This is a genomic window from Billgrantia aerodenitrificans, from assembly GCF_021404405.1.
GTDB classification, from domain to species: domain Bacteria; phylum Pseudomonadota; class Gammaproteobacteria; order Pseudomonadales; family Halomonadaceae; genus Halomonas; species Halomonas aerodenitrificans.
Window position 1 is genome coordinate 247305 of sequence record NZ_JABFTV010000001.1, and the last position, 26287, is coordinate 273591.

The following is a 26287-nucleotide window of genomic DNA, read 5'->3' on the forward strand; positions in this document are numbered from 1 at the left end:
CGGCTACCTGCTGAAAATTAAGATAAAGACACCATATCTGCATGTCATGGCAGAATATTTGCCCGTGGCCATGGGGCTGAATGGGATTTTTGATTGTGGCTGGCTGTTGGGCCTGCTTGCGCCATTACCGATAGTGTAGGTGCTGCACTGAGGGCCGCCATGGTCTGGCATGATCTGGCTAGGCTCTGATCAAGGTCGGGTGGGACGGGTGCTGATTCCGGCGGCTCGCAACGGGAAAATTACCGCTCGGTAATCTCCCATGGTGATCAAGGCTCGGTTCGCGGGAAAATTACCGCTCGGTAACTTTTGTACGGTCGCTCTTGCCAGTCTTTCGTGAACGGTAGCGATGGGGCTCGAGCTGATGAGGCCCGGGCGGCTGCGTTGTTCATCGCGCAATGCCGCGCATCTTCGCTTCGCCTTCCGTCAGTACGCTCCATGCCTGACGCCTCAGCGCCTGGTCACCCGCTGTCATCACTTCCAGCAGCCGGCGCTTCTCAGCCAGGTAGACCCGGGCGAAGCCGCGGTCCCGCGCGACGATACTGACGGTGTTGTCGATCAGGTCGGCGTACTTGATGGTCTGCGCCTCTGGGGAGACCTGCGCCAGCCTGTCGCGCTCCAGCGCCTTGCGGTGAGCGCGGTTGCCGATTTCCGGATCAATGAATTGATCCGTCAGTTCCTGAACCAGGACGGCGACCCGCTGGCCGAAGCACTCCTCGATGTCCAGCGCCGTCACGGCGGTATCCTCGAGCACGTCGTGCAGGTGGGCGGCGGCGATCATCTCCACTGTCGCCGCCTCCACGGCCGCCACCATCTCGGCGACGGTCGCCGGGTGCTGCCAGTAGGGCTCGCCGGTGTACTTGCGCCGCTGGCCCACGGCCTGATGGGCGGCCCGGCTGAACAGTGCCGCTCGTTCGATCATGTCGTTCATTTCGGCAACTCCCACCGCTTCACCTTGTCCCTCACATTAACCCTCATCTTCTCACCATCATGATGCCAGAGTTCCCTCGGCCTCGGGCCTCTCACGTAGGGCAACATTGATAGGTGCTGAGTTGGCGTGCTCCAAGTAACGCGCCGCTAGCGCCGCTTGGGCCGGTAGGCAGGTGTCCGATTCATTGTTTGCATAGGTCTTGCATATGCATGGCGCAGATACTATAGTGTCCTATGCAAAGCATATGCGGGGGTAAAAATGCGTACCGTCTCAATATTCAAGAACGGCAAGAATCAGGCAGTCCGTCTGCCCGCCGACATGGCCTATGAAGGCATTAGAGAGCTGGAAATCACGCGGGTGGGAGATGTCATCACCCTTCGCCCCGTTCGGCCTTCCTGGGCGTCTCTGCATGATCTGCCGAAAGCCGATGACGACTTCCTGCAAGAACGGCCAACAGTTCTGGGTGATGAAGGTAGGTTCCATCTGTGACGACCTACATGCTCGATACATGCATTTGCTCATTCATCATGCGTGAGCACCCAGTATCGGTGATCCAGCGCTTGGCCACTGAAGTTGAGAAGGGCAATCGGATAGTCGTTTCTGCCATCACTTACGCCGAGATGCGTTATGGCCAAATTGGCAAGAAGGCATCAGCCAAGCACAAGATGTTGGTCGATGAGTTCGTGATGCGTCTTGATGCCGTATTGGCGTGGGATCAGCCAGCCGTGGATGCGACGGTGGAGGTGATGAGCGAGCTGGCTAGCGCTGGGACACCCATCGGACCTAACGACACGGCGATAGCAGGACACGCCATTGCCTCTGGCTGTACGTTGGTCACCAACAATGTTCGTGAATTCGGCCGTATCAAAGCCTTGGTTTACGAAGACTGGTGCCATTGACGGCCTTTCGTTGCGTACCGCCGGAAGGCGGTACGCTTAAAGATTTGAGGGGCGTTCTTCCGTTCAGGCTGCCTTAACCGCGCGGTAACTTCTTCAGGCGCTCATCGGCGCGCTTCACCGTTTTCATCTTTTCCGGCCGCTTCATGGCTTTCCAGTGGCGAATCTCTTCGATCGTGCGGCCGCAGCCGATGCAGAGATCGCCTTTCAGTTGGCATATCGAGACGCACGGGCTTTCGATCTTCTTCGCCATTCAATGCCTCGTTGGCTTGGTGCGTAGCCTGCGCTGCCAGTCGCCGCCGTGCTCTCGCTCACAGGCTTCTTCACTGTCGAAATCGAGATGCCGCGAGGCGTCGCTGACATCGAGGCCGGCCTCGGCCAGCGCCTCGGCGGTCAGGTCGGCGATGTGGCGCCGGGCATCGCCCTTGAGCGCATTCGCCAGGTTGGGGTGGGTGTCGAACACCCAGGTCACCACCAGGCTCTCGGGAAAGCGCTGGTAATCGACCTCATGGGTCAGCCAGCAGAAGCCGGGCAGCAGGGGCTTGGCCTGCTCGCAGGCGTGAGTCAGCGCAGCGCTCAGCCGTCGCTCCATCTTGCCGCGTTCTTTCTTGGCAATCATTGCATCTCCAAAACGTTTGGCCGGCCAGCCAGGACTCATTGGCGACCTGATGCCCACTTTAGCGGGCTGAGCCACACAGTTCACTGCCCGACATTCCGATCGCACGGGCAGGGTTGGAGATGCGGGGCCATCCGTGGCCCATGGAGCACATCATGGCTTGCTGGTTTTCTAGTGTGCCAGGATCTCGTTGAACTCCAGCACGTTGCGGTCGGGGTCGCGGATGAAGCAGACGCTGCGGCGTCCGTGGCCCATGGTGACCGGCCCTTCGGTGATCGCTATCTCTTCGCGAGCCAGCCAGGCCACCAGTTCGTCCATGCTCTCGACGATGAAGGCGGCGTGGGTGTAGCCGGGCCGTTTGATCGGGGCGTCGAGGAGCACGTTGCCCACTTCGGCGGGCTCGCCGTTGTAGATCAGATGGATGCGCAGGCCGGTGGGGTGCACGAGCCCGCTGGCCTTGGCCTCGGGGGCGTACTCTTCAGGGTCGCGCAGGAAGCCCAGCTTGGCGTAGAAGGCTTCGGCGATGGCGAGATCGGTGACGCGAATGCCGATATGGTCGAGGCGTAGGGTGTCGAAACGCATGGTGATGACTCCTGGTAGAAAGGGGATGGTTCAGGCTTCAAGCCCGGCGCGTGTGCGCTGGAAGGGGACGAAACCGGGCAGGCTTTCGATCTGGCGCAGCCAGGCCCGCACGCTCGGGTAGCCGGAGAGGTCCACGTTGCCCTCGGGGGCGCGTTCGACGTAGCTGTAGAGCGCGACGTCGGCAATGGTGGGCTGGGCCGTGCCGGCGATCCAGCGCTGGCCTTCCAGCGTCTGCTCCATCACGGCGAGGGTGGCGTGGGCGCGCCCGATCACCTCTTCGGCACGGAAGGGGGCGCCGAACACGGTGATCAGCCGGGCGGCGCAGGCGCCGTAGGCGATCTTGCCGGCCGCCACCGAGAGCCAGCGCTGCACCCGCGCTTCGTCGGCGGGATCGGACGGCAGCCAATGGGATGGGCCGACCTTCCTGGCCACGTAGACGAGAATCGCCAGTGAATCGGCGATGACGGTGCCGTCGTCGTCGAGCACCGGTACTTCGCCGAAGGCGTTGAGGGCGAGAAATTCCGGCTGCTTGTGGGCGCCGGCGGCGAGATCGACTTCGATCAGCTCATGCTCGACTCCGGCGAGGGAGAGGAACAGCGCGGCGCGATGCGCGTGGCCTGAGAGTGGGAAATGGTAGAGCTTCATGCGGTTGTCCTCGGGGTTCATGTCCGTCCTTCGCATTCTGGCTCTCGCCCTTGGTTGAGAGAATCCGCCGAAATCGCACTTCATCATTGCGGTTTTCGACGATAATGCTCGGTGGCGGGCTGGCGAGGGCGAGGAGACGCGATGGACAGGCTGCGAACGCTGAGGACCTTCATCTGCGTGGCGGAGCAGTCGAGCTTTGCCGAGGCGGGGCGGCGGCTGAGCATGTCACCCACCACCGTGACGCGGACCATCGCGGCGCTGGAGGCGAGCCTTGGCGTTCAGCTGCTGAGGCGCACCACGCGCAGCGTTCGGCTGACCGAGGAGGGCGCGCTGTTCCTGGAGCGATGTCGGGCGGGACTGGCCGAGATCGATGGGGCGTTCGACAGCGTGCGTGGCAATCGCTCGGCGCCCCGCGGCACCCTGACGGTGACGGCGCCGGTGATGTTCGGCCGGATGCATGTGTTGCCGGTGGTGGTGGAGCTGCTGCGGCAGTATCCCGAGCTGCAGGTTCGGCTGCTGCTGCTGGATCGGGTGGTGCGCCTGGTGGAGGAGGGCATAGACGTTGCGGTACGCATCGCCGAGCTGCCGGACAGCTCGTTGCACATGCTGAGAATCGGCCAGGTGCGGCGAGTGCTGAGCGCGAGCCCGGCCTATCTCGCGGAACGTGGCAGGCCTAACTCGCTGGCCGATCTACGCGAGCATGATCTGATTGTGATCGAGAACGAGGCCGTGTCGCAGCGTGGGCTGGGCTTCGACGAGGTTCGGCGTTCGGGGCGTCCCGCCCGGCTGTCGGTCAATCATGTGGACGCCGCCATTGCCGCTGCGGTCGCCGGGCTCGGTGTGGTGCGCACGCTCTCTTATCAGATCGCCGAGGATGTCGCGGCAGGGCGGCTCGAAACCATCCTGAGCGATGACACCGCCCCCGCGCTGCCCATCTCACTGCTGTTCCAGAGCGGCCGCCGGGACCACCCGAACGTGCGCGCCTTCATCGATGCCGCCAGGCAGCACTTGCAGGGGGTGTCGCTGTAGCTGGTTTCTGATCAGGGCAGCAGTTGCCGTATCAGCTCCCCTCGCTCCATCTCCAGCATCTCCGCCAGCATCGGCTCCTGTGCGGCGTTGCCGCTGGACTGCCACTCCAGCAAGAGCACCTCGAACTCGGGTGAGTCGGCCAGGCGGGCTGCCAGCACGTGGTTGGCGTCCGGCTGTGAGTCGAGCTCGTCGGCCGTGACGTAGGCGGCTTCCACCTCCGCATAACAGGCCATGGTATCGTCCGTGACGCCTGCCAAGCGCTCGAGCAACATGCAGCGCAGCAGCAGCCCTTCCTTGTGCAAGCCCTTTTCATGCAGCAGGTCCAGATCGCGCTTGGCTTCTTCGTAGCGGCCCATGCCGGCGAGCAGGTTGGCTCGGCTGTTGCGAAGCTCGGTGTCGTCGGGGTGTCGTTCCAGCCCCTCATCGTAGATCGCCAGCGCGGCTTCGAGCTGCTCCGCATCCCCTTGGGCTTCCATGACCGCTGCGCCGGCACGCTCCTGGTAATACGCCGGAGGCTCAGCGCTGGCCGGTGAGCCGGCGGCAAGCAGCAGGGCGGTGACGGTGAGCGAAATCCTGCCAATCTTCCTTGGGTTCATCCTGATCCCTCGCTTCCTGTCCATGCAGTGATGAAAGGATTATTGCCCGCTTGGTGCAGCTGGCCACGTGCGAGGGCAGAGTTGAGATATGGCTTACAGAAATTTCAGCCTGGGCTTACAGATGGTGGGAGAGTAAGGGAGCCATGCCGTGGCTCGTATAGTGCAAAGTGGAATCGACACGACGTATGGCTGAGGAAAAGGAGAGCCTATGCCATTCTGGGCTGTGGTCGGTGGAGATGACGAAGCGACTCGAACAGCGGCTTGGTCGGCATGGGCGACAGCCGGAAGTCCATTACTACGAGGGCGAGGATCACCTGCCGGGAAGTGAGGGAGAGAATCGTCACCATGAGCTATTGATCGATTTCTTTAAGCGTCACCTTGGGCCAAGCGATACGACAAGCTGATATTCCGCCGGTGGGCGAGCAAGGAACGAGCCGGCCGCCACCGAGCCTTCGCTCGGTGGCGGCGAGGTTTCTTTGGTGTTGATGATGGGCAATTCCCTGGCTCAGCCTGCAGCGACGGTCATGCCGCCGTCGGCCATGACGACAGAGCCGACCATGAAGCTCGCGCGTTCCGAGGCCAGGAAGGCGACCACTTCAGCGATCTCTTCCGGTTGCGCCGCGCGACCAATGGGCGCGCCCTCACCGTGCTGGGCCAGAAAGCCAGGGCCATCTTCCATGACGTCGTTCAGGATATTGGTCACGACATCTCCTACCCCGACGGCGTTTACGCGGATCCCATGCTCGATGGCCTCGAGCGCCAGCGTGCGGGTCAACTGGGCCAGGGCGCCCTTCGATGCGGTGTATGCCGCAATGGTCGGGAAGGCAAAGTAAGAGGCGTACGAGGCGATATTGACGATCGCGCCGGATCTGTTCGGCTTCATCGCTTTCACGGCTTCGCGGCAATGCAGAAACGCCGCCGTCGCGTTCACGGCCTGTATGCGCTCCCAGTCCTCGCGCGTCATGTCCTCGACCAGCTTGTTGATGATGATGCCGGCATTGTTCACCAGGATATCGAGCCGGCCGAACTCCTCGACCGCCTGGGCAACCGCATGTTCGGCGGCGCCGTCCTGGGTGATGTCGGCCACTAGCGGCACCAGGCCCGGCCGGGCCAGCTCCTCGACGGCGGGATTGCGGTCTTCTGCGATGACCTTTGCACCCCGGGCGTGCAGCAGCAGCGCAATGGCTTTACCGATGCCGCTGGCAGCACCCGTGACCAGCGCGATCTTGCCTTCAACTTCGTGGGGAGCAGTGTCTATGATGTCAGTCATGTCTACCTCCAGAGTCGGGGCCAGGCGAGGCATTCGCCGGCCGGCACCCAGCGGGTGCGGTGGTTGATGACGGTTTCACTATCGTGCAGGAAGGCGGGAGCGGCTTTTGCAGGCTTGCGCCGGCTATTGCGATTTTGCGCTGAAGAGTAGCGCCGAGGAGTGCCGTTGATGGACATCTTGCGAGTCCCAGCCGAGTCCATGTTGCGGAGCATGCCGAGCGAGCACCTGGCGCTGCCGCAACGCGCTGGGCTGCAAGATGTGGTACTGCAGCTATTCACGCATCGCAGCATCGCGGAACCCATACTGGTTCCGGCCGTGGCCGAACCGCTGCTGGTCATGGTGCTGGCCGGATCGGCGAGGGTCGAGGAGCGCGCGCTGGGCGGCGAGTGGAAATCAGCGCAGGTGCAGGAGGGGGACTTCTTTCTGACCAGCGCTGAGCTGCCCTACGAGATGCGCTGGCAGACCCAAGGGGGCGATACCTTCGAGGTGATGCACCTCTACTTCACTCATGCGCTGGTCGATCGAGCAGTCCACGACCTGCTGGGCAGCCAGGTCGGCCCGATCCGCTTCCTCGACGTTTCCGGCGAACGGGACGACCTGGTGCGGATGCTGCTCGAGCAGATTCGGCTGGAGTTGATCAAACGCCGTGAGCCCAGCTCGCTGTTCGTCCATGGCCTGGCCCAGGCACTGGCCATTCATCTCGTTCGGACTTACCGTGACCCGGAGGCCGCAGCCAGGCGCAGCAACGCGCTGCAAGCCTACAAACTGCGGCGAGTCATCGACTTGATGGAACAGCGGCTTGCCGAATCCTTTTCCCTGGCGGACTTGGCTGAAGCGGCGCAATTGAGCGAGTACCACTTCAGCCGGCTGTTCAAGCGGGCGACGGGGCTTTCACCATCTCAATACTTCATCCGTCTGCGCATGGACCGCGCCCGTCAGCTGTTGCTGGATACCGACCGCAGCATCATCGATATCGGGATGGAGGTTGGCTATTCGAGCCCGAGCCACTTCTCGCAGGTGTTCCGCCGCCATGTCGGTATTCCCCCAAGCGCCTATCGCAACCCGGAGCACGGCTAGAGGTCTGCGGCTTGGGCTTTCTCCGATCCCGGCAAGCGCCCGGCAAATCCCTTGACGTATCGTATGCTGGTGTCCATCGTATAGACAGACTTGTCTGTTCGGTGCTTTGTCATGATGACTACATCCCCGATTTCCCGGCCTCGCGAACGTATTATCGAGACAGCCAGCCGGCTGTTTTTCCGCCAGGGCTATTGTTCGACGGGCATCAATCAGATCATCAGCGAGTCCGGCGTCGCCAAGGCCAGTTTCTATGCCCATTTCCCGAGCAAGGAGGATCTCGCCATTGCTTGGCTGAGGCAGCGCGAAGAGAACTGGATGCAGCAGCTGAGCGAGCGTGTTGGCCAGCACCTATCGGCCGATAAACGTATCGTCGCCATGTACTCCATGTGGTACGACCAGCTGCGTGAAGAGGGCTACCGTGGTTGCGGGTTCATCAATATGGCCGGGGAGTTCAGCAGTGAGGAGAGCCCAGTCAGGGCCTGCGTGCGCGACCATAAGAATCGAGTAAGGCAATTTGTTGCCGACCATGTTCTGGATCAGTACCGGGATACGATGACATCTGGCGGATTCGATGAGCTGGTCGATGTGGTCTATTCACTTTTCGATGGCGCCATCGTTCAAGCGCAGAACTTCATGCAGGAATGGCCCGTCGAGGTTGCCTTGAAGGCTTCCCTCAACATGCTCTCTCATGAGCGTGGCGAAGCTTCATAGGCCTATGAATAGGTGCCCACCCATCCTGCTGAAGCGCAACTCACCTTTCAATGTGGTCGGCGCCGGCCTCTTGATAGTGGCTGCTACTTATGGGCTGTCGCGCTATACCTATGGCTTGTTCGTTCCTGCCATCAGGCAGGATTTCATGTTGGATCAGGCGACAGTGGGTGCCATTGGTAGCGCTTCCTATCTGGGGTATCTGCTGGCAACGCTTGTCAGTCCCTTTCTGGTGCGCCGCTTCGGTGCCCGCCTGCCGATCTTATTGGGTGGGGCGACGGCAACGCTGGGTATGTCATTGATCGGACTGGCCAATAACCCGATATGGCTGGCACTGGGAGTTACGCTTGCCGGTTGTAGCCCGGGGCTGGCTTATCCACCGCTTTCCGATGCCATCAAGCAGCTGTGCAGCGCGGAAAAGCAGAGTCGCTACTATGCCATCATCAATTCGGGCACCAGTTTTGGTGTCATGGTATCTGGCCCCCTGGCGCTGTTTGCGGGGCCCCGTTGGCAATTGGCTTGGCTGTGCTTTGCATTTATCGCGTTGATTGCCACGCTTTGGAATCTTTTCATCATGCCGGGCCATGCGAGCGAAGCCGATGATCAGGAACGTGCTGGCAAAGAGCGTACAGATGATACTCGCACTGGTCATGAGCCCATGCGGGTATTGCTGAGGCGCAAGTTGAAAGACAGGGCGGTGTGCCGTTTACTGCTGGGCGCGTTGTTGTTCGGGCTGGTGACGTCCGTTTACTGGACGTTTTCCGTTGATTTGATAGCGGGAGAGAATGACCTGCCTGATGCAGGGCGCGTGATGTTCTGGATGGTGGTCGGCATCGCTGGTGTGGCGGGTGGATTGGCCGGCGAGCTGGTGACTCGCTTCGGGCTGGCCAGGGTATTGCAGTGGGCGTCGCTGGCCATTGCGGCCTCGATCGCAATACTTACTATGGCGAGTGGAGACATGCTGGTGCTGACCCTGTCGGCAGTGGTGTTCGGCGCCATGTTCATTCTCATCACCGCGTTATACGGTATCTGGAGTGTCACTTGTTTCCCTGAGGCACCTTCCGCAGGTTTTGGTTTGACCTTCTTTCTCATTTCCGCTGGACAACTGATATCGCCCACCCTCGCTGGGGTTGGGGCGAAGCTCTGGGACATGGCCGGCGTTTTCCAGGTAACCGCCGTACTCTGTCTGGGGCTCCTGCTGTTGTTGCCTGCCCAGGATATTCGGAGCATGTGAGAAACCCCGGGCAGCCATACTTGGTTGCACGGCTATTCTAATCCGCCGGGTAAGGTAGGGCGGGCGTCGGAGTAGACCGCCCGAAGCGCCTGGCGGTCCACGGCGCTATCCATTGCACGGCGTCGTCCACGTAGCTGTACACCACCGGGATGACCAGCAGGCTCAGCAGCGTCGAGGTGATCAAACCGCCAATCACGACGAAGGCCATGGGGGCCCGAAAGCTGGGATCGCCCGCCCACCCGAGGGCGATCGGCATCATGCCGGCCCCCATGGCCAGGGTGGTCATGACGATCGGTCGAACACGCTTGCGGCAGGCGTCGAGGATAGCTGCCCGGCGTTCGAGCTCATGCTCCTGGCGGGCAATGATGATGTAGTCCACCAGCAGGATCGAGTTTTTCGTGGCGATGCCCATCAGCATGATCAAGCCGATCATGGCGGGAAGCGACAGCGCTGACTGGGTGATGAACAGCGCAAGGAAAGCCCCGGGAACGGAGAGCACCAGCGCCACGAGGATCGTGACCGGCTGCATGAAACTCCCGAACAGCAGCACCAGCACCATGTAGATGCACAGCACGCCGGTCAGCATGGCGATACCGAAATCCACTGCCATCTCGGCCATTTCCTCTGCATCGCCTGCCGCCGCCTGGTGAACGCCGGGTGGCAGCTGGCGCACGCTGGGCAGCGCCTGAACGATCTGCTCGATCTCCCCCAGGGGACGCCCCTGCAGCACTACCTCGAAATTGACGTTGCGCAGACGGTCGTACCGAGTGATCTCCGCTGGCCCGCTGCTCCATTCGAGAGTTGCCACGTTTTCGAGCGGTACCATCCCCTTCGCACTGGGGACGGGCAGGCGCCTGAGGGTCGTAATGTCCTGTCGAGCAGCATCCGACAGGCGCACCATGATCGGCACCTGACGCTCGCTGAGGTTCAGCTTCGGCAAGTCTTCGTCGTTGTCGCCCATCGTGGCGATGCGCAGCGTGTCGGCGATGGCCGAGGCCGATACGCCAAGGTCGGCGGCGCTTGCAAAGTCGGGGCGTACGATGAGTTCGGGTCTGACCAGGCTGGCCGTCGAGCTCACGGCGCCGAGACCGGACACGGCACGCAGCTCCCGCTCTACCTCGCGGGCATGCTGCTCGAGCACCCGACTGTCCTCGCCGACCAGCGCCAGCTCATAGATGTCTCCTGAATCGCCGCTTCCCACCTGGGTACGCACCCCGGGAAGCGTGGCGAGCGCATCACGTAGTTGCTGCTCGATCGCTTGCAGCTTGATGCCCGCACGGCTGGTGCGATCCGCCAGGCCCACGGTGAGCACCAAGCGGGTCACTTCGGCATCGCCACCGCTCGAAGCGTCCCCGACGGCGGCGAAAACGCGCATGACATAAGGGTTCTCCTCCAGGCGTGCGCGCGCCTGCTCGGCAAGCAGCATCGCTTCCGGCAGGGTGCTTCCGGGTGGCAAGGTCAGTGTCGCCTGGGTCTGGGAGGTGTCGTCGGGCGGTATGAAGGCGCCCGGCAGGGTCGATGCCAACCATAGGCCACCGGCGAAGCAGGCTGCCGCCGCGAAGAGGGTCGTCTTGCGGTGGCGCAGGCACCAGTTGGCGACGACTAGATAGTAGGCAATCCACTTTGGCTCGTGCTGGCCTCGGCTGGGTTTACGCAGCAGGTAGGCGGCCATCATCGGTGTGAGAAGGCGTGCCACTATCAATGAGAACAGTACCGCCACCGAGGCCGTCCAGCCGAACTGGAAGAAGAATCGTCCCACCGTGCCGCTCATGAAGGCCGTGGGCAGGAAAACGGCAATCAGCGTGAAGGTGGTGGCGGCCACCGCCAGGCCAATTTCCGCCGCAGCATCCATCGCGGCGCGACGCGGGGGCTTGCCCATCAGCAGATGGCGTTCGATGTTCTCGATCTCGACGATGGCATCGTCCACCAGCACGCCGATTACCAGCGAGAGTGCCAGCAGCGTCACGACGTTGAGCGAGAAGCCCATCAGGTGCATGAGGCCAAAGGTGGGAATGATAGACAGCGGCAGTGTCACGGCGGCGATCAGCGTCGCCCGCCAGTCGCGCAGGAACAGAAACACCACCAGCACGGCCAGCAGCATGCCTTCGAACAGCAGGCGCATGGAGCCCTGGTAGTTCTCCCTTACCGGCTCGACGAAGTCGAAGGCTCGGTGGATCTCGATATGGGGGTATTGTGACTGCAAGGCGGTGAGAGCGGACTTCACGCCTTCGGCCACGTCGACCTCGCCGTACCCTCGGGCTCGCGTCATCTCGAAGCCGACGACGGGCACCCCATCGAGAAGCGCCGCCGTACGCCGCTCGGCCACGCTATCGGTGACGCTTGCGAACTGGTCGAGGCGGATGCGACGGCCATCGCCGAGCGCCAACTCCATCGCCGCCAGTTCAGCCGCCGAGGCGAGGTTGGCGACGATGCGCACGGCCTGTTCGGCACCGCCGATGTTCGTGCGCCCACCGGGTGCTTCCTGCTGTGCCTGGCGCAACTGGCGTGAAATGTCGAGTGCCGTCGTGTTCAGTGCCAGCAGGAGATCCGGGTGCAGCTCCACGCGGACTTCGCGATCGACGCCGCCGATTCGCCGTACCTCGCCCACACCGGGCACGGTCAACACCGCCTTGGTGATCCTGTCATCGACGAGCCAGGACAGCGCCTCCTCGTCCAACTGGGCGGAGGTCACCGCGTAGAGCAGGAGCGGGTCGTCGGAGAACCCCCGTTTCTGGATCACCGGGTCACGCAGCTCGGCAGGCAGGTCCGAGCGGATGCGCGAGACGGCGTCGCGCACGTCGTCGAGCGCTTCCTGCATGGATTTTTCCAGCCGGAATATGACGCCGATTTCGGCGTGGCCATCGGTCAGCGTGGTGATGATGTGCTTGACGCCGGACACCCCGCCAATGGCGTTCTCGATCTTGCGGGCGACTTCGTTCTCCATCAAGGTGGGGCTAGCCCCCGGCAACGAGGCGGAGACGACCACCCGGGGGATGTCCACATCCGGCAAGTCCTGGATGGGCATGCCCCTGAATGACATCAGCCCCCATGAGGTCAACAGCACGAAGAGCAGCACGACCGGGATGGGGTTTCGAATCGCCCAGGAGGAGGTATTGAGTGTCATGGCTGCCCCCTCGTTAGCGATGTCGTCAGCCCTGGCGCGCCCTCGGCGATGATTCCCTCGCCAAGTCCCTCGATCTCCACTACCCGATCGCCGTGGCCCAGGAAGGCGCCACCCGACGCAACGACGCGGGCATCAGGCTCGAGCCCGGAGAGAATTTCGACCCTATCCCCCATATGCTGACCCAGGCCGACCTTCGACTCCGTCACCCGGCCGTCTTCATCGACACGGTGCACGTAGCCGAAGCCGTCGCGGAGCTGCACCGCCGATCGCGGTAGGGTCAGGGCCTGGCGTGTTCCCAACTCGAACTCGCCGCGCGCAAACATGCCCGCCCGGGCGACGTCGCTTGCCGGTAGATCGACGTAGACGAGGCCGTTGCGGGTGGACACGTCTACCACTGGGGCAATCGTGCGCACGCGTCCTTCCAATTCGTGGCCTCCCGGAAGGGTGACTCTGGCGCTCTGGCCGGGCTGCAGCCGCTCCAGATCGGAAGCGGCAACCTCGGCCCGCCATTCGAGCCGACCGAGTCGGATCAGGCGGAACAGTTCCTGACCCGCGGGAAGCACCGCGCCGACCGTGGCACTACGCGCCGAGATCACGCCATCGTCGGGGGCGAGCACCTGGGCTTGGGCCAAGCGAAGCTGCTGCGTGTTCTCGATGGCTCGCGCCGCCTCCAGCCGAGCCCGCGCGGTACGCTCCGTGGTGATGTGCTGGAAAATCAGTTGAGCCGACATCGCCCCCGACGCCTCTAGCTGGCGGGCGCGCTGGGCGTTGCCCTCGGCTTCGGCGAGTGCCGCCTCGGCCTCGGCGACGGCGGCGCGGCTCTGCGCCAGTTCAGCGCTCACCGTATCGGAGGCGAACGTGGCGAGTGTCTGGCCACGTTGCACGACATCGCCCACGTTGGCCTCGACGCTGGCCAGGCGCAGGCCGTTCGCCTCGGTACCGATGCTGGCTTCCTGCCATGGCATGACGTTCCCGTTTGCAGCTATTCGGATAGGCAGCATGGCGGGGCGCGGCGAGGTCACGGTGACGGTCAGAGCGGCTTGCTCGACCGCTATGGCTGCTACGGGCGGAGCGTTACTGGAGGCATGCATGAGCCATACGACCGTCACGCCGAGGGTCAGCGCACCGGTTGCGGCGGCTGTGAATGAGCGCGTATTTAGCATCATGCCTCTCCGCAAGACAGCGACGGCTTATGGCCAGCCGTACGGTGGCGGAACAGGAAGGAAATGAGAATGACATCGATGAGTGGGAGCATTCTGTGTCCTCGTCTCTGCTGAGACGAGACTCTCCACTTCTACGCCTTTCAGAACACTTACCGAAGTAGCGGAACGAAGAGAGTCTCCCGGTAAGTTTTCAGTAAGGGAACGGCGGCGAGAGTTAAAGTAACTGGCGTTCCTTCCACATTGCGTGAGAAACCCACATGCCTTCATCGAATCCGCTTGTCTCGATCATTCATGGTTCTGCCGTGCGGGTGGCGGCCGTTGCGTTGCTTGCCGTTGGCCTGGGGGCTCCGGTAGCGGCGCTGGCCCAAGCGCCGGGCGATGCCGAGTCGTCAACGACCTGGGCGCTGGGGCTCGGCGTCATGAGCGCGCAGGAGCCTTATGCCGGTATCGGACGAGACAATACGGCGCTACCGCTGCTCCAGTTCGAGAACCAGTACGTGAATCTGTTCGGCCCCCGGATCGAGTTCAAGCTGCCGAGTCTCGATATCGGCGATTCCCAACAGCTCAACTTCGGTATCGTCGGCGAGTACGACGGAAGCGGTTACGAAGAGGGCGACGCCCCGATCCTCAATGGCATGGAAAAGCGCAGAGGCGGCTTCTGGGCGGGGGGCGTAGTGGAGTGGAGCAGCAGTTTCGTCGATGTCAGTGCCGAATGGCTGGCCGACGTTTCAGGTAACAGCAACGGCCAGATCGTCAGTCTCGGCCTGGCGAGAACCTGGCGGGTGGGCAATCGTGTACTGCTCACCCCGCACGTTGGGGCAAGCTGGCAGGACGAGAAAACGGTCGACTACTATTTTGGGGTGCGTGAAAGCGAAGCCCGTCTCGACCGCCCTGCCTATGCGGGGGAGTCGGCTATCAACATCGAGGCGGGGGTGCGCGGTGTATACATGTTCGACAAGCACCACTCCGTGCTCTTAGGGGCCGGGGTGACGAGCCTGGCGGATGAGATCAAGGACAGTCCGCTGGTGGATCGCTCGACTACCAACAGCGTTTACCTAGGCTACATGTACCGCTTCTGATGAGCCGCATACTCCTGGTCGAGGACCACGACCGCCTGGCCCGGCTGATGTGCCAGGGGCTGGAGGCCGCTGGCATTGCCGTGGACGTGGCCGGCCGCATCGACAGCGCCTGGACGGCGATTCAGCAGATCTCCTACCAGGCCCTGGTTCTCGATCGGGGGTTGCCGGATGGCGATGGCCTCAGCTTGCTGCATAGGCTGCGCAAGGCCGGCCTCGGCGTGCCTTGCCTCGTATTGACGGCACGCGATGCCCTGCATGACCGAGTACAGGGGCTCGATGCCGGGGCCGACGACTACCTGCCCAAACCGTTCGCCATGGACGAGATGGTGGCGCGCGTCCGGGCACTGCTGCGTCGGCCCGTGGCGTTCCACTCGCTCGACCCCAGCCATGGCGATCTGACCCTGCGGCCCGAGGCCTGCATGCTGCGCTGTGGCGACGCAAGTGTCACCCTCTCCTCGACGGAGCTGCACATCATGCAGCTGTTGTTGCACAAGCCCAGGGAGGTGGTGCGCCGCAGCGCGCTGGAAGCGGCGGCTTGGGGGCTGAGCGAGGCGGTGACGCCGAACGCCCTGGACGTGGCCCTGCATCGTTTGCGCCGCAAGCTGCTCGCCATCGGTTCGCGTCAGCGCATCGTCAACGTCAGGGGGCTGGGCTATGCGCTTCGTGAAGACGCCGTCGCTGAATAGCCTGAGCCTCAAGATCCTGCTGGCTTACGTAGCTGGCATGGCGCTCAGTATGGTGCTGCTGGTGGTCGCAGCAGTGGTGGTGACCCAGACCAACCTCCTGGCCCGGATGGATCTGGTCAATGCCGTGGAGGCGCTGAAGGACAACGTCGTCTTCGACCGCGATGGCAGGCCCATCGGCTTCGACTCGCGGCTGGACGACCGTGCCTGGCTGTATGAGGGACCGCAGCGCGAAACGGCCTATCGGATCCTGGACGACGCCGGCAACGTGGCGGCTTTCTCGAGCGCCGGCGAGGCGTTCTGGCCACCCGGCGATGATCTTCTCCGTATGACGAGCAGACACTTTACCTTCGAGCATGAGGGCAACATCTTCTACGGCGCCACGCAGCCCCTGCAGCATGAGGGGCGCCAGTGGTTTCTGCAGTTCGCCGCCAGTGCACGGTTCATGAGCATCCTCGACAAGGTTGCCTTGCCGCGAATGATCGTTGGCATCACGGTATTTGGCATCGTCCTTTTCATGGCCTTCGGCCTGTGTGCCTTCATCACCTTGCGCTACACCCTCAAGCCGCTGCGCGACGTTTCGGAATCCGCTGCCGCCATTTCCCCGCGCTCCCTCAACTCCAGGTTGAAGACCGAGGCGGTGCCGGCGGAGATTGCGCCTCTCGTGGATAGCTTCAACCGAGCTCTGGAACGTCTCGAGCGGGGCTATCGCGTGCAGCAGGAGTTTCTGGGCAATGCGGCACACGAGCTCAAGACGCCACTGGCCCTGATCCGCGCTCAAATAGAGTTGAGAGAGGATGGCAAGAACGACAGCGACTCGCTATTGAGCGACGTCGAGTACATGACGCGCCAAGTGCAGCAACTTCTGCTCTTGGCGGAAGCCAGCGAGGCGCACAATTACCACTTCACCACCGTCCGGCCTCAGGAGATCGCCCATGAAGTCGCCTCCTACTTGCAGCGCATGTCGGAAGCAGCCGACGTGCACGTGACAATACTCGCAGGGGAAGACAATGTGGCATGGCAGGCCGATCGTGCCGCTTTCTTCACCCTGCTGAAGAACTTGTTGGAAAACGCCATTCAGCATTCACCTGCCAAGGCGACCGTCTGTGTGGAGATCAATGGTGATACGCTGAGCGTGCGCGACACAGGGCTCGGCGTTGAGCTAGAGCACCTGCCGCTGCTGTTCGAACGCTTCTGGCGCGCTGCGCATCGGCGCGACCATGGAGCAGGCTTAGGCCTGGCCATTTGTCAGGAGATCGCCATGACGCATGGCTGGCAACTCACTGCGGAGCCGGCCGAGCCGGGGCTGCGATTTCGTCTTTTGAATCGTCCTTGAGCCAATCGATAGGATAAGCTGATATCCCGCCGGCACGGCGATCAATGAATGAGCCAAGGAGGCTTTCGTGATGGAGTGGTGGACCTGGATAACCTACGTGGGCGTGATCACTGCCCTGATCATCTTCCCGGGACCGGTGGCGCTGTTGTGCACCACCCATGGCCTCCGCTTCGGCCGCCACCGAGCCTTCGCTACCGTACTCGGCGGCGGCGTGGCTTCGCTGGTGCTGATGACGCTCTCCGCGCTGGGCCTCGGGGCGGTGCTGGCCACCTCGGAAACGGCCTTCTTCGTGCTGAAGCTGCTAGGCGGGGCTTACCTCATCTATCTGGGACTTCAGGCCTGGCTGAGCGCGCCCAGTTCACCGGTTGCCACGGCCAGCGAGCCGGCTCTGGCCAGCGTGCGCTCTACCAGTGGCTTGTTCCGTCAGGGGTTTCTGGTGGGTATCGGCAACCCAAAGGACCTGCTGTTCTTTGCGGCGCTGTTTCCCAACTTCATCACCGTTGGCGAGCCGCAGATGCTGCAGTTCGCCATTCTGGCGCTGACCTGGCTGGTCATCGATACCACGCTGATGACGCTCTATGCCACCGCCGGTGCGGGGCTGGGGCGCTGGTTCGACAGCCCCGGCAGGCTGCGGGCGTTTCATCGCACCACAGGTGGGCTCTTTCTGGGCGCCGGAGGCACGCTGATTGCTACCAGTGCGAGCAAGTGAAGCAGTGCGAGCAAATGGGACGGTGGTGCCGAGCTCGGGGCCAGCACGCAGCGTCTTGCTGAGCTGTCGGTTGGAGGCTTTATGAACCGGGACCGCCTGCAGCGTGGCCTCGTGGTGGCCGAGATGCTCCTGCTGGCGCTACCGGTCAGTGCGTTCTGCCTCGTGTTCGGCCTGGGTCTGCTGCTCACGGTGGGCTTTCCCTGGGGCATGCAGGAGGTGGCGATCATCCTCTTCGTGTTCGTCGGTACCCTGGGCATCGCTGGCTTGTGGTGCGTGGCGGTCGCATTCCTGCTTAGGCGCGAGCGCTCCCTGTGGTGGTGGCGGGCGGCCTGCGCCGGAGCGGGGTTGACGCTCGTCTCGCTGGTGCTGGTCGGGCTGCTGACGCTGGGCTGGGAGCCGGCGGAGTGGGTGATCATTGTTGCCTTGGGCATCTTCGCCAGCCCGCTGCTCATCCCCTTTCTTCACCTTCGCTATCTGTGCCATCCGCAGCGCGCGGCGCCGCTTACTTAATTCCCACCCCGATAGCGCTCTCTCGCTTCGGAGATGGTGCGGTGATTCTGGTCGGCCCAGGCGACCAGCGCACGCATCGGTTCGAGGAAGGAGTGGCCGAGTTCGGTGAGGCTGTACTCCACCCGCGGGGGCACTTCGGGATAGACCGTGCGGGTGATGAAGCCGTCCTGCTCCAGGCGCTTGAGGGTGCGCGAGAGCATCTGCTTGGAGATGTCGCCGATCTCGCGCATCAGTTCGTTGAAGCGGCGGGTGCCGGGCCGCAGGGTAAGCAGCACGAGCACGCTCCACTGATCGCCGATGCGGTCGAGCACGTCACGGATGGGGCAGGGGGCATCGGATGCGAATTTTTTCAGCTCTTGGAGTGGCATGGAAGCTCCTGTAGTGCCCAAGGGTCATGACGGTGTGACCGGGTCGCACGGCGGTGACTTCTTGCGAATGGCAGAGAAGTACCATAGTTTGCCGCTTAGGTCTACAAAGCAGACCAGGTGCATAAAGCAAACCAAAGGAATCTTCGTCATGGCCAACATCGCTCTCATCGGTGCTTCCGGCAACGCCGGCTCCCGTATCCTCGCCGAACTCTCCGAGCGCAGTCACATGGTGACTGCCATCGCTCGCCATCCTGAAAGAATTGCCAAGCTGCCTGGGGTCATGGTCCGCCAGGGGGATGTCCACGACCGCGCCGGGCTGGCCGAAATGCTGCGTGGGCACGATGCGGTGATCAGCTCGGTGCATTTTGCCACCAGCGATGCCGATGCGCTGATCGGTGCGGTGCGCGACTCCGGGGTGAAACGCTATCTGGTCGTGGGTGGGGCCGGCAGCCTGGAGGTCGCGCCGGGTCAGCGCCTGATCGATCAGCCGAGCTTTCCGGCCGAGTACTTCGAGGAGGCAAGTGCCGGCGTGGCTTTTCTGGAATATCTGAAAGGCGTAAAGGATCTCGACTGGACCTTTCTCTCGCCCTCGGCACTGTTCGTACCGGGAGAGCGCACCGGCAACTTCCGCCTGGGCAAGGACTCGCTGCTGGCCAACGAGCATGGCTCCAGCATCTCGTTCGAGGATTACGCCATTGCCCTGGTCGATGAGCTCGAGCGCCCTGCCCATGTGCGCCAGCGCTTCACCGTGGGGTATTGATGAATACCGGTGCATGTACATAACGCGACAAGGCCCGCCTAGGCGGGCCTTGTCGTTGAGCCGGAAAGCCTGGTGCATGCGCTCATGGCTAGCCGGTCAGCGCCTTGCCTCGAGGATCAGGTTGAACGGCGTTTCGGCCGCGCGCCGGAAGTGGGTGAATCCGGCCTTGCGGAAGACGTCGGCCAGGCGGGCTTCGCCGGCCTGGGCGCCGAGCACGAGGTGGCCGCCTTCCGAAATGGCATGGGCACAGCAGATGGTGGTGGAGGCCGAGTAGTACATGCGCGAGACGACCGAGAGGTTGTTCTCGACCTTGTCCTGGGCGTAGGGCTCGACCAGCATCACCGTTCCCTCGGGAGCCAGCACCTGCTCGGCGTAGCGGGCGGCGGCGACGGGGTCGCCCATGTCGTGCAGGCAGTCGAAGAAGCAGATGAGCCCGTACTGCCGGTCGGGGTAGTCCACTGCGCGGGCGATGCTGAAACTCACGCGGTCGGCCACGCCCGCCGCGGCCGCATTGCGCCTGGCGGCTTCGATCGAGGCCGGGTGGGCATCGAAACCATGAAAGCGCGAGCGGGGAAATGCCTGCGCCATCAGCACGGTGGAGTGACCGTGGCCGCAGCCCACGTCGGCCACGCTGATGCCGGCTTCGAGCTGTTGGACCACGCCCTCCAGGGCGGGCAGCCATTCCGCTACCAGGCTGGCGCGGTAGCCGTTGCGATAGAACGCTGCCACGCCGCACTGCAGGCGGCTGTCGTGGTCGCCCCAGGCCACGCCCTGGCCGGTGCGAAACGCTTCCAGGGTGCGCTCTTCATCGAACCACATCGAGGCCGGCACCTGCCAGGCGTGAGGAATGAACACCGGGCTCTCTTCGTCGGCGAGCACCAGGGCCTGCTCGGGGGAGAGCTCGTAGGTGTCGTTGACGGCGTGGTAGCCCACGTAGCCGCCAGCGGCCTGAGCATTCAGCCACTCGGAGACGTAGCGCTCGGCACAGCCGGTGCGGGTGGCGAGTTCCTTGGCACTGAGCGGGCCGGCGCCCGCCATGGCCTTGTACAGGCCGAGCTTGTTGCCCAGGCTGATCATGATGCCGCCGTAGGCGGAGGAGAGGTCGCCCACGGCCTGGGCGACAAAAGCTTCGAGTTTGGTCTGATCGATTGCGGGGGAGGTCATGTGCTGCAGCTCCTGTCTTGTTGTGTCGGGGTCTTGCGTCGCGTCCATCATCTCCGTGGGGTGCTGCCCGCTGAAGAGCGGAAACGACCCGCAATCGGTTCGTTTGTGCCACACTGAATTCCTCCACCCAACGAAGCGCCACGCGCCATGACAGGATCTACCACTCCTGCCGGGTCGCGCCCCCGGCACATCAGCCTCGTGGCTCTACCCGATGCCACGGTCTCCACGCTTGCCGGACTCTTCGATGTGATGAACGGCGCCTCGCTGATGGGCTTGGTAACGCCCGGGGTCCCGGCGCCGTTCGAAATCGAGATCGTGGGGGAGACGGTAGGAGCGCTCGAGCTGGCCAGCGGCGTGCCAGTCGATGTCCAGCGCGCCATCGATACCGTCGAAACGAGCGATATTGTGATCGTACCTTCGGTGTTGCTGCCGGCTCACGGCTGGGAGAAGGGCCGCTATCCCCGACTGGTGGAATGGCTGCATGCCATGCACGAGCGTGGCGCGGTGCTTTGCTCGGCGTGCTCGGGAGTCTTCCTGTTGGCCGAAACGGGCCTGTTCGACGGTATGGAGGCGACGGTGCACTTCGGCTATGCCGAGGCGTTCATGACCAGCTACCCTGCGGTGTCGACTCATCCGGAGCGGGTGCTGGTGATCGCCGGCCAGCATGAGGAGCTGGTGAGTTCGGGGGCGGCGATGAGCTGGCACGACCTGGCGCTCTATCTCACCGCGCGTTATGCCGGTGCGACCACGGCGCAGGAGATCGCACGGCGCTTTGCGCTGCAGTGGCATCAGGATGGGTTGACGCCCTATCTGGTATTTGCCGCCAAGACGGATCACGGCGATGGCGAGATCCAGCGTGCTCAGCAGTGGCTGGATGAGCATTTCGCCCTGGCTCACCCGGTGGAGGCGATGATTGAACGTTCGCGGCTGGCGGAGCGTACCTTCAAACGTCGCTTCGTCAGCGCCACCGGCCTTACGCCGATTGCCTATGTTCAGCGCCTGCGGATCGAAGATGCCAAACGTCGGCTCGAGCGCACCGAGGCCTCGGTGGAGGAGATCAGTTGGCGGGTTGGCTACGAGGATTCGGCCTTCTTCCGGCGCCTGTTCAAGCGCACCACCGGCTTGGCCCCAAGCGTTTATCGCCGTCGTTTTTGCATTCCCGATTTCGCTCGCCAACCCCATGACACGACAAGGCCCGCCTAGGCGGGCCTTGTCATCGAACCCAGAGGTTCGACAAATCGTTTAACCGTTAGGTTATGCGACTTGCTTGATATTCGAGGCTTGGAGGCCTTTCTTTCCCTGGGTCACGTCGAAGGAGACGGTTTGACCTTCCTGCAGGGATTTGAAGCCTTCTTCCTGGATTTCGGAGAAGTGGGCAAAAACATCGTCACCGCCATCGGCCGGAGTAATGAAGCCGAAGCCCTTGGAGTCGTTGAACCACTTGACTGTTCCAGTCGTCATAATCGAATTCCTTTTGCGCTAGGCGCCTTGCAATATTTCTGGTGTTACCCAGATGAGTAGTGGGTAAAACAAGATGAAATCACAGGGCCGCCGAACGAATCCGAACGCTACTGAAACTTTGTTGCTTGCCTACCAACTGAACCCACGGTGTCATGCTTGTTTGCCTGGGTCAAAGCCTTTCTCGATTGTTTTTCGGTATTCACGTGAAGGGCATGTTTTCGTTGAAGTTAATAAAAAACCGCAGTGAAGGGGGCTGTCAGGATCGGCTGGGCTTGTGTATTTCTAGGGTTGTTATAACATAACAAAACAGGCGTTGGCGCAGCGCTTCCTGCTGCGGCGTATTCCCCGTTACGGTGCATTCCATGAGCTTCGATACCCAGGATCCGATTCCCGTTACCGTGCTGACCGGTTTTCTCGGCAGCGGCAAGACGACGCTGCTCAACCGTCTGGTGCGTCAGCCGGCGATGAGCAATGCGCTGGTGGTGATCAACGAGTTCGGCGATATCGGCCTGGACCACCGTCTGGTCGCCCAGAGCGATGAAAACAGCGTGGTGGAGATGAGCAGCGGCTGCCTGTGCTGCACCATCCGCGGCGACTTGAGCCGCACCGTACAGAAGACTTTCGATGCCATCGAACGGGCGGGCGGCGAGCCTTTCTCGCGGGTGATCATCGAGACCACCGGGCTTGCCGATCCGGCGCCCATTCTGCACACCCTGATGACCGACTACTGGCTGGCCCATCGCCTGGTGCTGGATGGTGTGATCTGCCTGGTGGATGCCGCCAGCGGTATCTCGACGCTCAATGCCCACCGGGAGTCGCAGCGTCAGGCCGCCGTCGCCGACCGCTTGCTGATCACCAAGGGGGATCTGGTCGACGAGGAGCGGCTGGCCCGGCTTGGCGAGCATCTTGCCCGGATCAACCCTGCCGCCGAGCAGGTGCAGGTACGCCACGGCCAGATAGCGGCCGAGCAGCTCACGGGGGGCAGCCTGTCCGCTCGCCAACGTGGGGCGGAGCAGTGGCTGAGCGCGGCTTCCTATGCGCAGGTAATGCCCGCCGGTGGCGCGGCGCCGATGAATGCCGGCAGCCTGGTCTCGATGATGGCACCGGCGTCCAGACCCTCGCTGACCCGCCACGGCGAGCAGATCCGCTCCTTCTGCTTCACCGTCGAGCAGCCCATCGCCGCGGAACGGCTGGAAGACTGGCTCGATCTGCTGATGTCGCTGCTGGGCGAGAAGATCCTGCGGGTAAAAGCCATCGTGAACGTAGCCGGGCGCGAGCAGCCCCTGGCACTGCACGGAGTGCAGCACATCTTTCACCCGCCGGAGCCGCTGCCGGTAGAAGCCTGCCAAGACGGTATCTCGCGCTTCGTATTCATCACCAACGGGGTAGAACCCGAAGCCGTCACCCGGCTGTTCGACTACTTTCAGCCCGTCCAGGCGACGTGAAACGTCGAGGCAGGCTGGCATGCGCCTGGCTGCCACTCACGAGAACAGGCTCGGGCCGGCGGCTGGCATCGTGGTGGCGTACCAGGCCAGCGACAGACCCAGCCATACCAGAGCGAAGCCACCGGCCATGGCCAGCCAACCGCCAAGGCGGCTCACCTGTGCCAGACGGCTAGTGCCGTGCTTGAGTTCGGACTTGAGAAAGATCCGTGTCATCCAGTCCCGTGCCAATACGCTGGCCAGCGCCAGAGCGGAAACGGTAATGGCGGTACCCAGCGCCATGGTCATGACGGCGGCCGCACCCAGCGCCATATGGCCGAGCAGGCTTGCCGCCCCCATGATCAATACGGCGCCGCTGCAGGGGCGCATGCCGATGGTCGCCACGGTGGCCAGCGCCGTGCGCCAGTCGCCGGCTTCATCCGGGGCCACGTGATGGCGCGCGCCGCAGCTGCAGCCATGACCGGCCGGGTCGTGGCCGTGATGCTGCACATTGTCGTGGGCGGGGGCGACGTGAAACGCGTGGAATGGCTGGCCTGTGTGAGCCGTTGCCGCAGGGCTGAAGGTGGGGGCCATCAAGGTTGAGGTGGGATTGGCATGTTCGATGGAATGGTCGTGAGGGGCGTTGATGGCGGGTAAGCCGGAATCGCCACCAGCTGTCTGCTTCAGCAAGCGCCTGGCACGTAGGCATAGCCAGACTCCCAGAATGGCAACCATCAGAAAGCTGGCCAGCTCCAGCCCGGCGACGCTGCCCATGGCCTGGCGGGTCAACCACCCCAGCCCCTTGACCAGCACCAGCACCAGGGCGATGGCTGTCAGGCCTTGCAGCATGGCGGCGCTGAACGAAAGACCGAGGGCACGCTTCACTCCACCGCCCTGGGAGAGCAGGTAGGTGGAGAGCACTGCCTTGCCGTGGCCGGGCCCGGCGGCATGAAAGATGCCGTAGCCGAAGCTGAGCGCCATCAGCCACCAGCCGCTTGCCCAAGAGGGGGCGGCCGACCATTCGGTGATCGCCAGGGTCAGGGCGCGATGGAGGTCGCGTTGCCAGGCCAGCAGCTGCAGGGTCAGGTCTTGCCATAGGTGCTGTTGAACGAGCAGCAGGATGCCGCCTGCAGCGAGCAGCGCCACTACCACTGCCCAGCGGCGTCGATGCAGAGCCTGGCGTGGCTTCGCTGCCGATTCGGGTGTGCCAGAGGCTGAAGTGTCAAACGAAGGTTGCGGCGTGTTGAAGTGCTGTGTCATGCCGGCTCCTGCGGGTCGGAAAGCTCAAAATGTTATGTTATAACATATTTGCACTAACAAGCGTAAAGGTCTCGACTCGATGAACAGGTTACCGCTGGAAGATATCGCCGCTGCCCCCGCCACTCGCCTGGGCACCCTGAGCTGGGTAGGCATGGAGGGTATCGCCCTGCCGTTTCAGGTCGCCGGCCAAGGGGTGACTGGCCAGGCCTCGGCCGGTGTCAGCTTGGATGACCCCACTGCACGCGGCATTCACATGTCGCGCCTCTACCTGGCGCTGGCCGAGCTCGAGGAGCGTGAGCTTTCGCTTACGCGCGTGGCGGCGGTGCTGGAGGGCTTTCTCGACACTCACCAAGGACTCTCGCATAGCGCCTTTCTCGATCTCGGCGGCGAGGCGATGCTCAAGCGCCCAGCGCTGATCAGCCCGCTGGCGGGATGGAAGCGCTATCCCTTTACCCTGCGCTGCCGGCGCGACAGCCAGGGCTTTCACGCCACCCTGGAGCTCACCGTGGGTTACTCCTCCACCTGCCCGTGTTCGGCGGCGCTGTCTCGCCAACTGATCCAGCAGGCCTTCGACGAGGACTTCACCGACATGCCGGTCAGCCGCGAGGCGGTGCGGGCCTGGCTCGGCAGCGAGCAGGGCATTCTGGCCACGCCCCACAGCCAGCGCAGCCAGGCGCATCTCACGGTGCGTCTGGCCGGCGCACCGGACGAGCTGCCGCTGGTCAGCCTGGTGAATCGCGCCGAACGTGCCCTGGGCACGGCGCTGCAAACGGCGGTGAAGCGGATCGACGAGCAGGCCTTCGCCCTGGCCAACGGCCAGAATCTGATGTTCTGCGAGGATGCCGCGCGCCGCCTGCACCATGCCTTGCGCGAGCAGCCCGGCATCAGCGGTTTTCAGCTGCGTGTGGTGCATGCCGAAAGCCTGCACGCCCACGATGCCGTGGCGCGCAGCGAGTGGAACTGGGGCGGTGGCGACAGCAAATGCTCATGACGGCAGGCGGTCAACGTCGGTTCCGGGCCGGCGGGCATCCCATGCTACTATGGGGGTTTCGGCGAACCTGACCGGCAAGAAGGATTGAGCATGCCTTTACTCGATAGCTTTACCGTTGACCACACGATCATGGCCGCCCCGGCCGTTCGCGTTGCCAAGACCATGCAGTCGCCTTCCGGCGATACCATTACGGTGTTCGATCTGCGCTTCAACAAGCCGAACGAAGACATGATGGGTGAGAAGGGCATCCACACCCTGGAGCACCTGTTTGCCGGCTTCATGCGCAATCACCTGAACGGCAAGGACGTCGAGATCATCGACATCTCCCCGATGGGCTGTCGCACCGGCTTCTACATGAGCCTGCTCGGCAGCCCCAGCGAGGAACGCGTCAGTGAGGCTTGGCTGGCGGCGATGCAGGACGTTATCGACGTCAAGCGGATGGAAGATATCCCGGAGCTGAACGAGTACCAGTGCGGTACCTTCGTGATGCATTCCCTGGAAGAGGCCCAGGAGATCGCGCGGAGCATCATCGAGCGCGGCGTTGGGGTCAACAAGAACGCCGATCTCGCGTTGAGCGCCGAGCGACTGAAAGCGCTGGGCAACCCCGACGCCTGATCGGGCCGATGGAGTCGGCCCATCGCCTGGACGAAGCGGTGACCGGTGAGCTGTACTGCAAG

At 63.1% G+C, this 26287-nt stretch carries 29 protein-coding genes; 16 read left to right on the plus strand and 13 right to left on the minus strand.

The window, feature by feature from the left end:
- Positions 1-385: 385 nt before the first annotated feature.
- A complete protein-coding gene (locus tag HOP59_RS01140; RefSeq protein ID WP_234252478.1) occupies positions 386-928 on the minus strand; it encodes an HD domain-containing protein in 543 nt (180 codons plus the stop codon).
- Positions 929-1186: 258 nt separating this feature from the next.
- Between HOP59_RS01140 and vapB the strand changes: the two genes are divergently transcribed.
- Both vapB and HOP59_RS01150 read left to right on the plus strand, forming a co-directional pair.
- Complete coding sequence (vapB, locus tag HOP59_RS01145; RefSeq protein ID WP_234252479.1) at positions 1187-1417, plus strand: type II toxin-antitoxin system VapB family antitoxin; 231 nt, start codon at positions 1187-1189, stop codon at positions 1415-1417.
- A complete protein-coding gene (locus HOP59_RS01150) occupies positions 1414-1827 on the plus strand; it encodes a type II toxin-antitoxin system VapC family toxin (protein WP_026038312.1) in 414 nt (137 codons plus the stop codon). The genes vapB and HOP59_RS01150 overlap by 4 nt, the downstream gene beginning before the upstream one ends.
- 73 nt (positions 1828-1900) lie before the next feature.
- On the opposite strand, the gene HOP59_RS01155 is transcribed toward HOP59_RS01150, so the two are convergent.
- The 4 genes from HOP59_RS01155 to HOP59_RS01170 all read right to left on the minus strand — a co-directional run bounded on the left by HOP59_RS01155 (position 1901) and on the right by HOP59_RS01170 (position 3703).
- A complete protein-coding gene (locus HOP59_RS01155; RefSeq protein WP_234252480.1) occupies positions 1901-2077 on the minus strand; it encodes a DUF1289 domain-containing protein in 177 nt (58 codons plus the stop codon).
- Positions 2078-2443, minus strand: coding sequence for a polysaccharide deacetylase family protein (locus HOP59_RS01160; protein ID WP_234252481.1), 366 nt, complete (start codon positions 2441-2443; stop codon positions 2078-2080).
- A 168-nt stretch (positions 2444-2611) separates the two neighbouring features.
- A complete protein-coding gene (locus HOP59_RS01165; RefSeq protein WP_234252482.1) occupies positions 2612-3022 on the minus strand; it encodes a VOC family protein in 411 nt (136 codons plus the stop codon).
- Between the two features lie 30 nt (positions 3023-3052).
- A complete protein-coding gene (locus HOP59_RS01170; protein WP_234252483.1) occupies positions 3053-3703 on the minus strand; it encodes a glutathione S-transferase family protein in 651 nt (216 codons plus the stop codon).
- Between the two features lie 105 nt (positions 3704-3808).
- Here HOP59_RS01170 and HOP59_RS01175 point away from each other — a divergent pair, with 105 nt between their 5' ends.
- Positions 3809-4696 carry a LysR family transcriptional regulator gene (locus HOP59_RS01175; protein WP_234252484.1) on the plus strand — a complete coding sequence of 296 codons (888 nt, stop codon included), beginning with the start codon at positions 3809-3811 and terminating at the stop codon, positions 4694-4696.
- 11 nt (positions 4697-4707) lie between these two features.
- On the opposite strand, the gene HOP59_RS01180 is transcribed toward HOP59_RS01175, so the two are convergent.
- Positions 4708-5292: a tetratricopeptide repeat protein gene (locus tag HOP59_RS01180; RefSeq protein WP_234252485.1), complete on the minus strand. Its 585-nt coding sequence runs from the start codon at positions 5290-5292 to the stop codon at positions 4708-4710.
- Between the two features lie 505 nt (positions 5293-5797).
- Complete coding sequence (locus HOP59_RS01185) at positions 5798-6562, minus strand: SDR family NAD(P)-dependent oxidoreductase (RefSeq protein WP_234252486.1); 765 nt, start codon at positions 6560-6562, stop codon at positions 5798-5800.
- Positions 6563-6730: 168 nt separating this feature from the next.
- Here HOP59_RS01185 and HOP59_RS01190 point away from each other — a divergent pair, with 168 nt between their 5' ends.
- From HOP59_RS01190 to HOP59_RS01200, 3 genes are all read left to right on the plus strand, one after another.
- Entirely contained in the window at positions 6731-7639 is a 909-nt protein-coding gene (locus HOP59_RS01190; protein ID WP_234252487.1) for a helix-turn-helix domain-containing protein, read from the plus strand.
- 111 nt (positions 7640-7750) lie between these two features.
- Positions 7751-8350 carry a TetR/AcrR family transcriptional regulator gene (locus HOP59_RS01195; RefSeq protein WP_234252488.1) on the plus strand — a complete coding sequence of 200 codons (600 nt, stop codon included), beginning with the start codon at positions 7751-7753 and terminating at the stop codon, positions 8348-8350.
- Positions 8328-9581 (plus strand): MFS transporter, encoded by a 1254-nt coding sequence (locus HOP59_RS01200; protein ID WP_234252489.1) that lies wholly within the window; start codon positions 8328-8330, stop codon positions 9579-9581. Before HOP59_RS01195 ends, HOP59_RS01200 begins: the two co-directional genes overlap by 23 nt.
- A 37-nt stretch (positions 9582-9618) precedes the next feature.
- Here HOP59_RS01200 and HOP59_RS01205 read toward each other — a convergent pair whose 3' ends face one another.
- Complete coding sequence (locus HOP59_RS01205; RefSeq protein ID WP_234252490.1) at positions 9619-12705, minus strand: efflux RND transporter permease subunit; 3087 nt, start codon at positions 12703-12705, stop codon at positions 9619-9621.
- Complete coding sequence (locus HOP59_RS01210) at positions 12702-13871, minus strand: efflux RND transporter periplasmic adaptor subunit (RefSeq protein ID WP_338073317.1); 1170 nt, start codon at positions 13869-13871, stop codon at positions 12702-12704. Before HOP59_RS01210 ends, HOP59_RS01205 begins: the two co-directional genes overlap by 4 nt.
- 254 nt (positions 13872-14125) lie before the next feature.
- Here HOP59_RS01210 and HOP59_RS01215 point away from each other — a divergent pair, with 254 nt between their 5' ends.
- From HOP59_RS01215 to HOP59_RS01235, 5 genes are all read left to right on the plus strand, one after another.
- Positions 14126-14947, plus strand: a complete 822-nt coding sequence (locus HOP59_RS01215) for a MipA/OmpV family protein (protein WP_234252491.1) — start codon at positions 14126-14128, stop codon at positions 14945-14947.
- Positions 14947-15633 (plus strand): response regulator transcription factor, encoded by a 687-nt coding sequence (locus HOP59_RS01220; RefSeq protein ID WP_234252492.1) that lies wholly within the window; start codon positions 14947-14949, stop codon positions 15631-15633. The genes HOP59_RS01215 and HOP59_RS01220 overlap by 1 nt, the downstream gene beginning before the upstream one ends.
- Positions 15602-16966 carry a sensor histidine kinase gene (locus HOP59_RS01225; RefSeq protein ID WP_010629980.1) on the plus strand — a complete coding sequence of 455 codons (1365 nt, stop codon included), beginning with the start codon at positions 15602-15604 and terminating at the stop codon, positions 16964-16966. Before HOP59_RS01220 ends, HOP59_RS01225 begins: the two co-directional genes overlap by 32 nt.
- A 70-nt stretch (positions 16967-17036) precedes the next feature.
- On the plus strand, positions 17037-17675 hold the full coding sequence (locus HOP59_RS01230; protein WP_010629979.1) for a LysE family translocator: 639 nt from the start codon (positions 17037-17039) through the stop codon (positions 17673-17675).
- Positions 17676-17756: 81 nt separating this feature from the next.
- Entirely contained in the window at positions 17757-18185 is a 429-nt protein-coding gene (locus HOP59_RS01235) for a hypothetical protein (RefSeq protein ID WP_010629978.1), read from the plus strand.
- On the opposite strand, the gene HOP59_RS01240 is transcribed toward HOP59_RS01235, so the two are convergent.
- Positions 18182-18553, minus strand: coding sequence for a winged helix-turn-helix transcriptional regulator (locus tag HOP59_RS01240; protein ID WP_234252493.1), 372 nt, complete (start codon positions 18551-18553; stop codon positions 18182-18184). The genes HOP59_RS01235 and HOP59_RS01240 overlap by 4 nt on opposite strands.
- A 148-nt stretch (positions 18554-18701) precedes the next feature.
- Here HOP59_RS01240 and HOP59_RS01245 point away from each other — a divergent pair, with 148 nt between their 5' ends.
- Complete coding sequence (locus tag HOP59_RS01245; protein WP_234252494.1) at positions 18702-19313, plus strand: NAD(P)-dependent oxidoreductase; 612 nt, start codon at positions 18702-18704, stop codon at positions 19311-19313.
- A 96-nt stretch (positions 19314-19409) separates the two neighbouring features.
- Here HOP59_RS01245 and HOP59_RS01250 read toward each other — a convergent pair whose 3' ends face one another.
- Entirely contained in the window at positions 19410-20477 is a 1068-nt protein-coding gene (locus HOP59_RS01250) for a class I SAM-dependent methyltransferase (protein ID WP_234252495.1), read from the minus strand.
- Between the two features lie 147 nt (positions 20478-20624).
- On the opposite strand from HOP59_RS01250, the gene HOP59_RS01255 reads away from it, so the two are divergent.
- Positions 20625-21680: a GlxA family transcriptional regulator gene (locus tag HOP59_RS01255; RefSeq protein WP_234252496.1), complete on the plus strand. Its 1056-nt coding sequence runs from the start codon at positions 20625-20627 to the stop codon at positions 21678-21680.
- Positions 21681-21731: 51 nt separating this feature from the next.
- On the opposite strand, the gene HOP59_RS01260 is transcribed toward HOP59_RS01255, so the two are convergent.
- On the minus strand, positions 21732-21938 hold the full coding sequence (locus tag HOP59_RS01260; protein ID WP_086511223.1) for a cold-shock protein: 207 nt from the start codon (positions 21936-21938) through the stop codon (positions 21732-21734).
- 362 nt (positions 21939-22300) lie between these two features.
- On the opposite strand from HOP59_RS01260, the gene HOP59_RS01265 reads away from it, so the two are divergent.
- Entirely contained in the window at positions 22301-23383 is a 1083-nt protein-coding gene (locus HOP59_RS01265) for a CobW family GTP-binding protein (protein WP_234252497.1), read from the plus strand.
- Positions 23384-23419: 36 nt separating this feature from the next.
- Here HOP59_RS01265 and HOP59_RS01270 read toward each other — a convergent pair whose 3' ends face one another.
- On the minus strand, positions 23420-24619 hold the full coding sequence (locus tag HOP59_RS01270; protein ID WP_234252498.1) for a nickel/cobalt transporter: 1200 nt from the start codon (positions 24617-24619) through the stop codon (positions 23420-23422).
- A gap of 79 nt (positions 24620-24698) precedes the next feature.
- Between HOP59_RS01270 and folE2 the strand changes: the two genes are divergently transcribed.
- Positions 24699-25610, plus strand: a complete 912-nt coding sequence (gene folE2, locus HOP59_RS01275; RefSeq protein WP_234252499.1) for a GTP cyclohydrolase FolE2 — start codon at positions 24699-24701, stop codon at positions 25608-25610.
- A gap of 90 nt (positions 25611-25700) precedes the next feature.
- A complete protein-coding gene (gene luxS / locus HOP59_RS01280; RefSeq protein WP_010629963.1) occupies positions 25701-26225 on the plus strand; it encodes an S-ribosylhomocysteine lyase in 525 nt (174 codons plus the stop codon).
- Positions 26226-26287: the final 62 nt, after the last annotated feature.

What these genes read in the sequence shown, in the direction of transcription:
- HOP59_RS01245 (WP_234252494.1), top strand. Translation starts at nt 18,702, where the DNA reads ATGGCCAACATCGCTCTCATCGGTGCTTCCGGCAACGCCGGCTCCCGT.
- HOP59_RS01230 (WP_010629979.1), top strand. Translation starts at nt 17,037, where the DNA reads ATGGAGTGGTGGACCTGGATAACCTACGTGGGCGTGATCACTGCCCTG.
- HOP59_RS01160 (WP_234252481.1), bottom strand. Translation starts at nt 2,443, where the DNA reads ATGATTGCCAAGAAAGAACGCGGCAAGATGGAGCGACGGCTGAGCGCT.
- HOP59_RS01140 (WP_234252478.1), bottom strand. Translation starts at nt 928, where the DNA reads ATGAACGACATGATCGAACGAGCGGCACTGTTCAGCCGGGCCGCCCAT.
- HOP59_RS01255 (WP_234252496.1), top strand. Translation starts at nt 20,625, where the DNA reads ATGACAGGATCTACCACTCCTGCCGGGTCGCGCCCCCGGCACATCAGC.
- HOP59_RS01205 (WP_234252490.1), bottom strand. Translation starts at nt 12,705, where the DNA reads ATGACACTCAATACCTCCTCCTGGGCGATTCGAAACCCCATCCCGGTC.
- HOP59_RS01270 (WP_234252498.1), bottom strand. Translation starts at nt 24,619, where the DNA reads ATGACACAGCACTTCAACACGCCGCAACCTTCGTTTGACACTTCAGCC.
- HOP59_RS01250 (WP_234252495.1), bottom strand. Translation starts at nt 20,477, where the DNA reads ATGACCTCCCCCGCAATCGATCAGACCAAACTCGAAGCTTTTGTCGCC.
- HOP59_RS01185 (WP_234252486.1), bottom strand. Translation starts at nt 6,562, where the DNA reads ATGACTGACATCATAGACACTGCTCCCCACGAAGTTGAAGGCAAGATC.
- luxS (WP_010629963.1), top strand. Translation starts at nt 25,701, where the DNA reads ATGCCTTTACTCGATAGCTTTACCGTTGACCACACGATCATGGCCGCC.
- HOP59_RS01170 (WP_234252483.1), bottom strand. Translation starts at nt 3,703, where the DNA reads ATGCGAAGGACGGACATGAACCCCGAGGACAACCGCATGAAGCTCTAC.
- folE2 (WP_234252499.1), top strand. Translation starts at nt 24,699, where the DNA reads ATGAACAGGTTACCGCTGGAAGATATCGCCGCTGCCCCCGCCACTCGC.
- HOP59_RS01175 (WP_234252484.1), top strand. Translation starts at nt 3,809, where the DNA reads ATGGACAGGCTGCGAACGCTGAGGACCTTCATCTGCGTGGCGGAGCAG.
- HOP59_RS01260 (WP_086511223.1), bottom strand. Translation starts at nt 21,938, where the DNA reads ATGACGACTGGAACAGTCAAGTGGTTCAACGACTCCAAGGGCTTCGGC.
- HOP59_RS01195 (WP_234252488.1), top strand. Translation starts at nt 7,751, where the DNA reads ATGATGACTACATCCCCGATTTCCCGGCCTCGCGAACGTATTATCGAG.
- HOP59_RS01220 (WP_234252492.1), top strand. Translation starts at nt 14,947, where the DNA reads ATGAGCCGCATACTCCTGGTCGAGGACCACGACCGCCTGGCCCGGCTG.
- HOP59_RS01200 (WP_234252489.1), top strand. Translation starts at nt 8,328, where the DNA reads ATGAGCGTGGCGAAGCTTCATAGGCCTATGAATAGGTGCCCACCCATC.
- HOP59_RS01155 (WP_234252480.1), bottom strand. Translation starts at nt 2,077, where the DNA reads ATGGCGAAGAAGATCGAAAGCCCGTGCGTCTCGATATGCCAACTGAAA.
- HOP59_RS01265 (WP_234252497.1), top strand. Translation starts at nt 22,301, where the DNA reads ATGAGCTTCGATACCCAGGATCCGATTCCCGTTACCGTGCTGACCGGT.
- HOP59_RS01210 (WP_338073317.1), bottom strand. Translation starts at nt 13,871, where the DNA reads ATGATGCTAAATACGCGCTCATTCACAGCCGCCGCAACCGGTGCGCTG.
- HOP59_RS01190 (WP_234252487.1), top strand. Translation starts at nt 6,731, where the DNA reads ATGGACATCTTGCGAGTCCCAGCCGAGTCCATGTTGCGGAGCATGCCG.
- HOP59_RS01215 (WP_234252491.1), top strand. Translation starts at nt 14,126, where the DNA reads ATGCCTTCATCGAATCCGCTTGTCTCGATCATTCATGGTTCTGCCGTG.
- HOP59_RS01240 (WP_234252493.1), bottom strand. Translation starts at nt 18,553, where the DNA reads ATGCCACTCCAAGAGCTGAAAAAATTCGCATCCGATGCCCCCTGCCCC.
- HOP59_RS01180 (WP_234252485.1), bottom strand. Translation starts at nt 5,292, where the DNA reads ATGAACCCAAGGAAGATTGGCAGGATTTCGCTCACCGTCACCGCCCTG.
- HOP59_RS01165 (WP_234252482.1), bottom strand. Translation starts at nt 3,022, where the DNA reads ATGCGTTTCGACACCCTACGCCTCGACCATATCGGCATTCGCGTCACC.
- HOP59_RS01225 (WP_010629980.1), top strand. Translation starts at nt 15,602, where the DNA reads ATGCGCTTCGTGAAGACGCCGTCGCTGAATAGCCTGAGCCTCAAGATC.
- HOP59_RS01235 (WP_010629978.1), top strand. Translation starts at nt 17,757, where the DNA reads ATGAACCGGGACCGCCTGCAGCGTGGCCTCGTGGTGGCCGAGATGCTC.
- vapB (WP_234252479.1), top strand. Translation starts at nt 1,187, where the DNA reads ATGCGTACCGTCTCAATATTCAAGAACGGCAAGAATCAGGCAGTCCGT.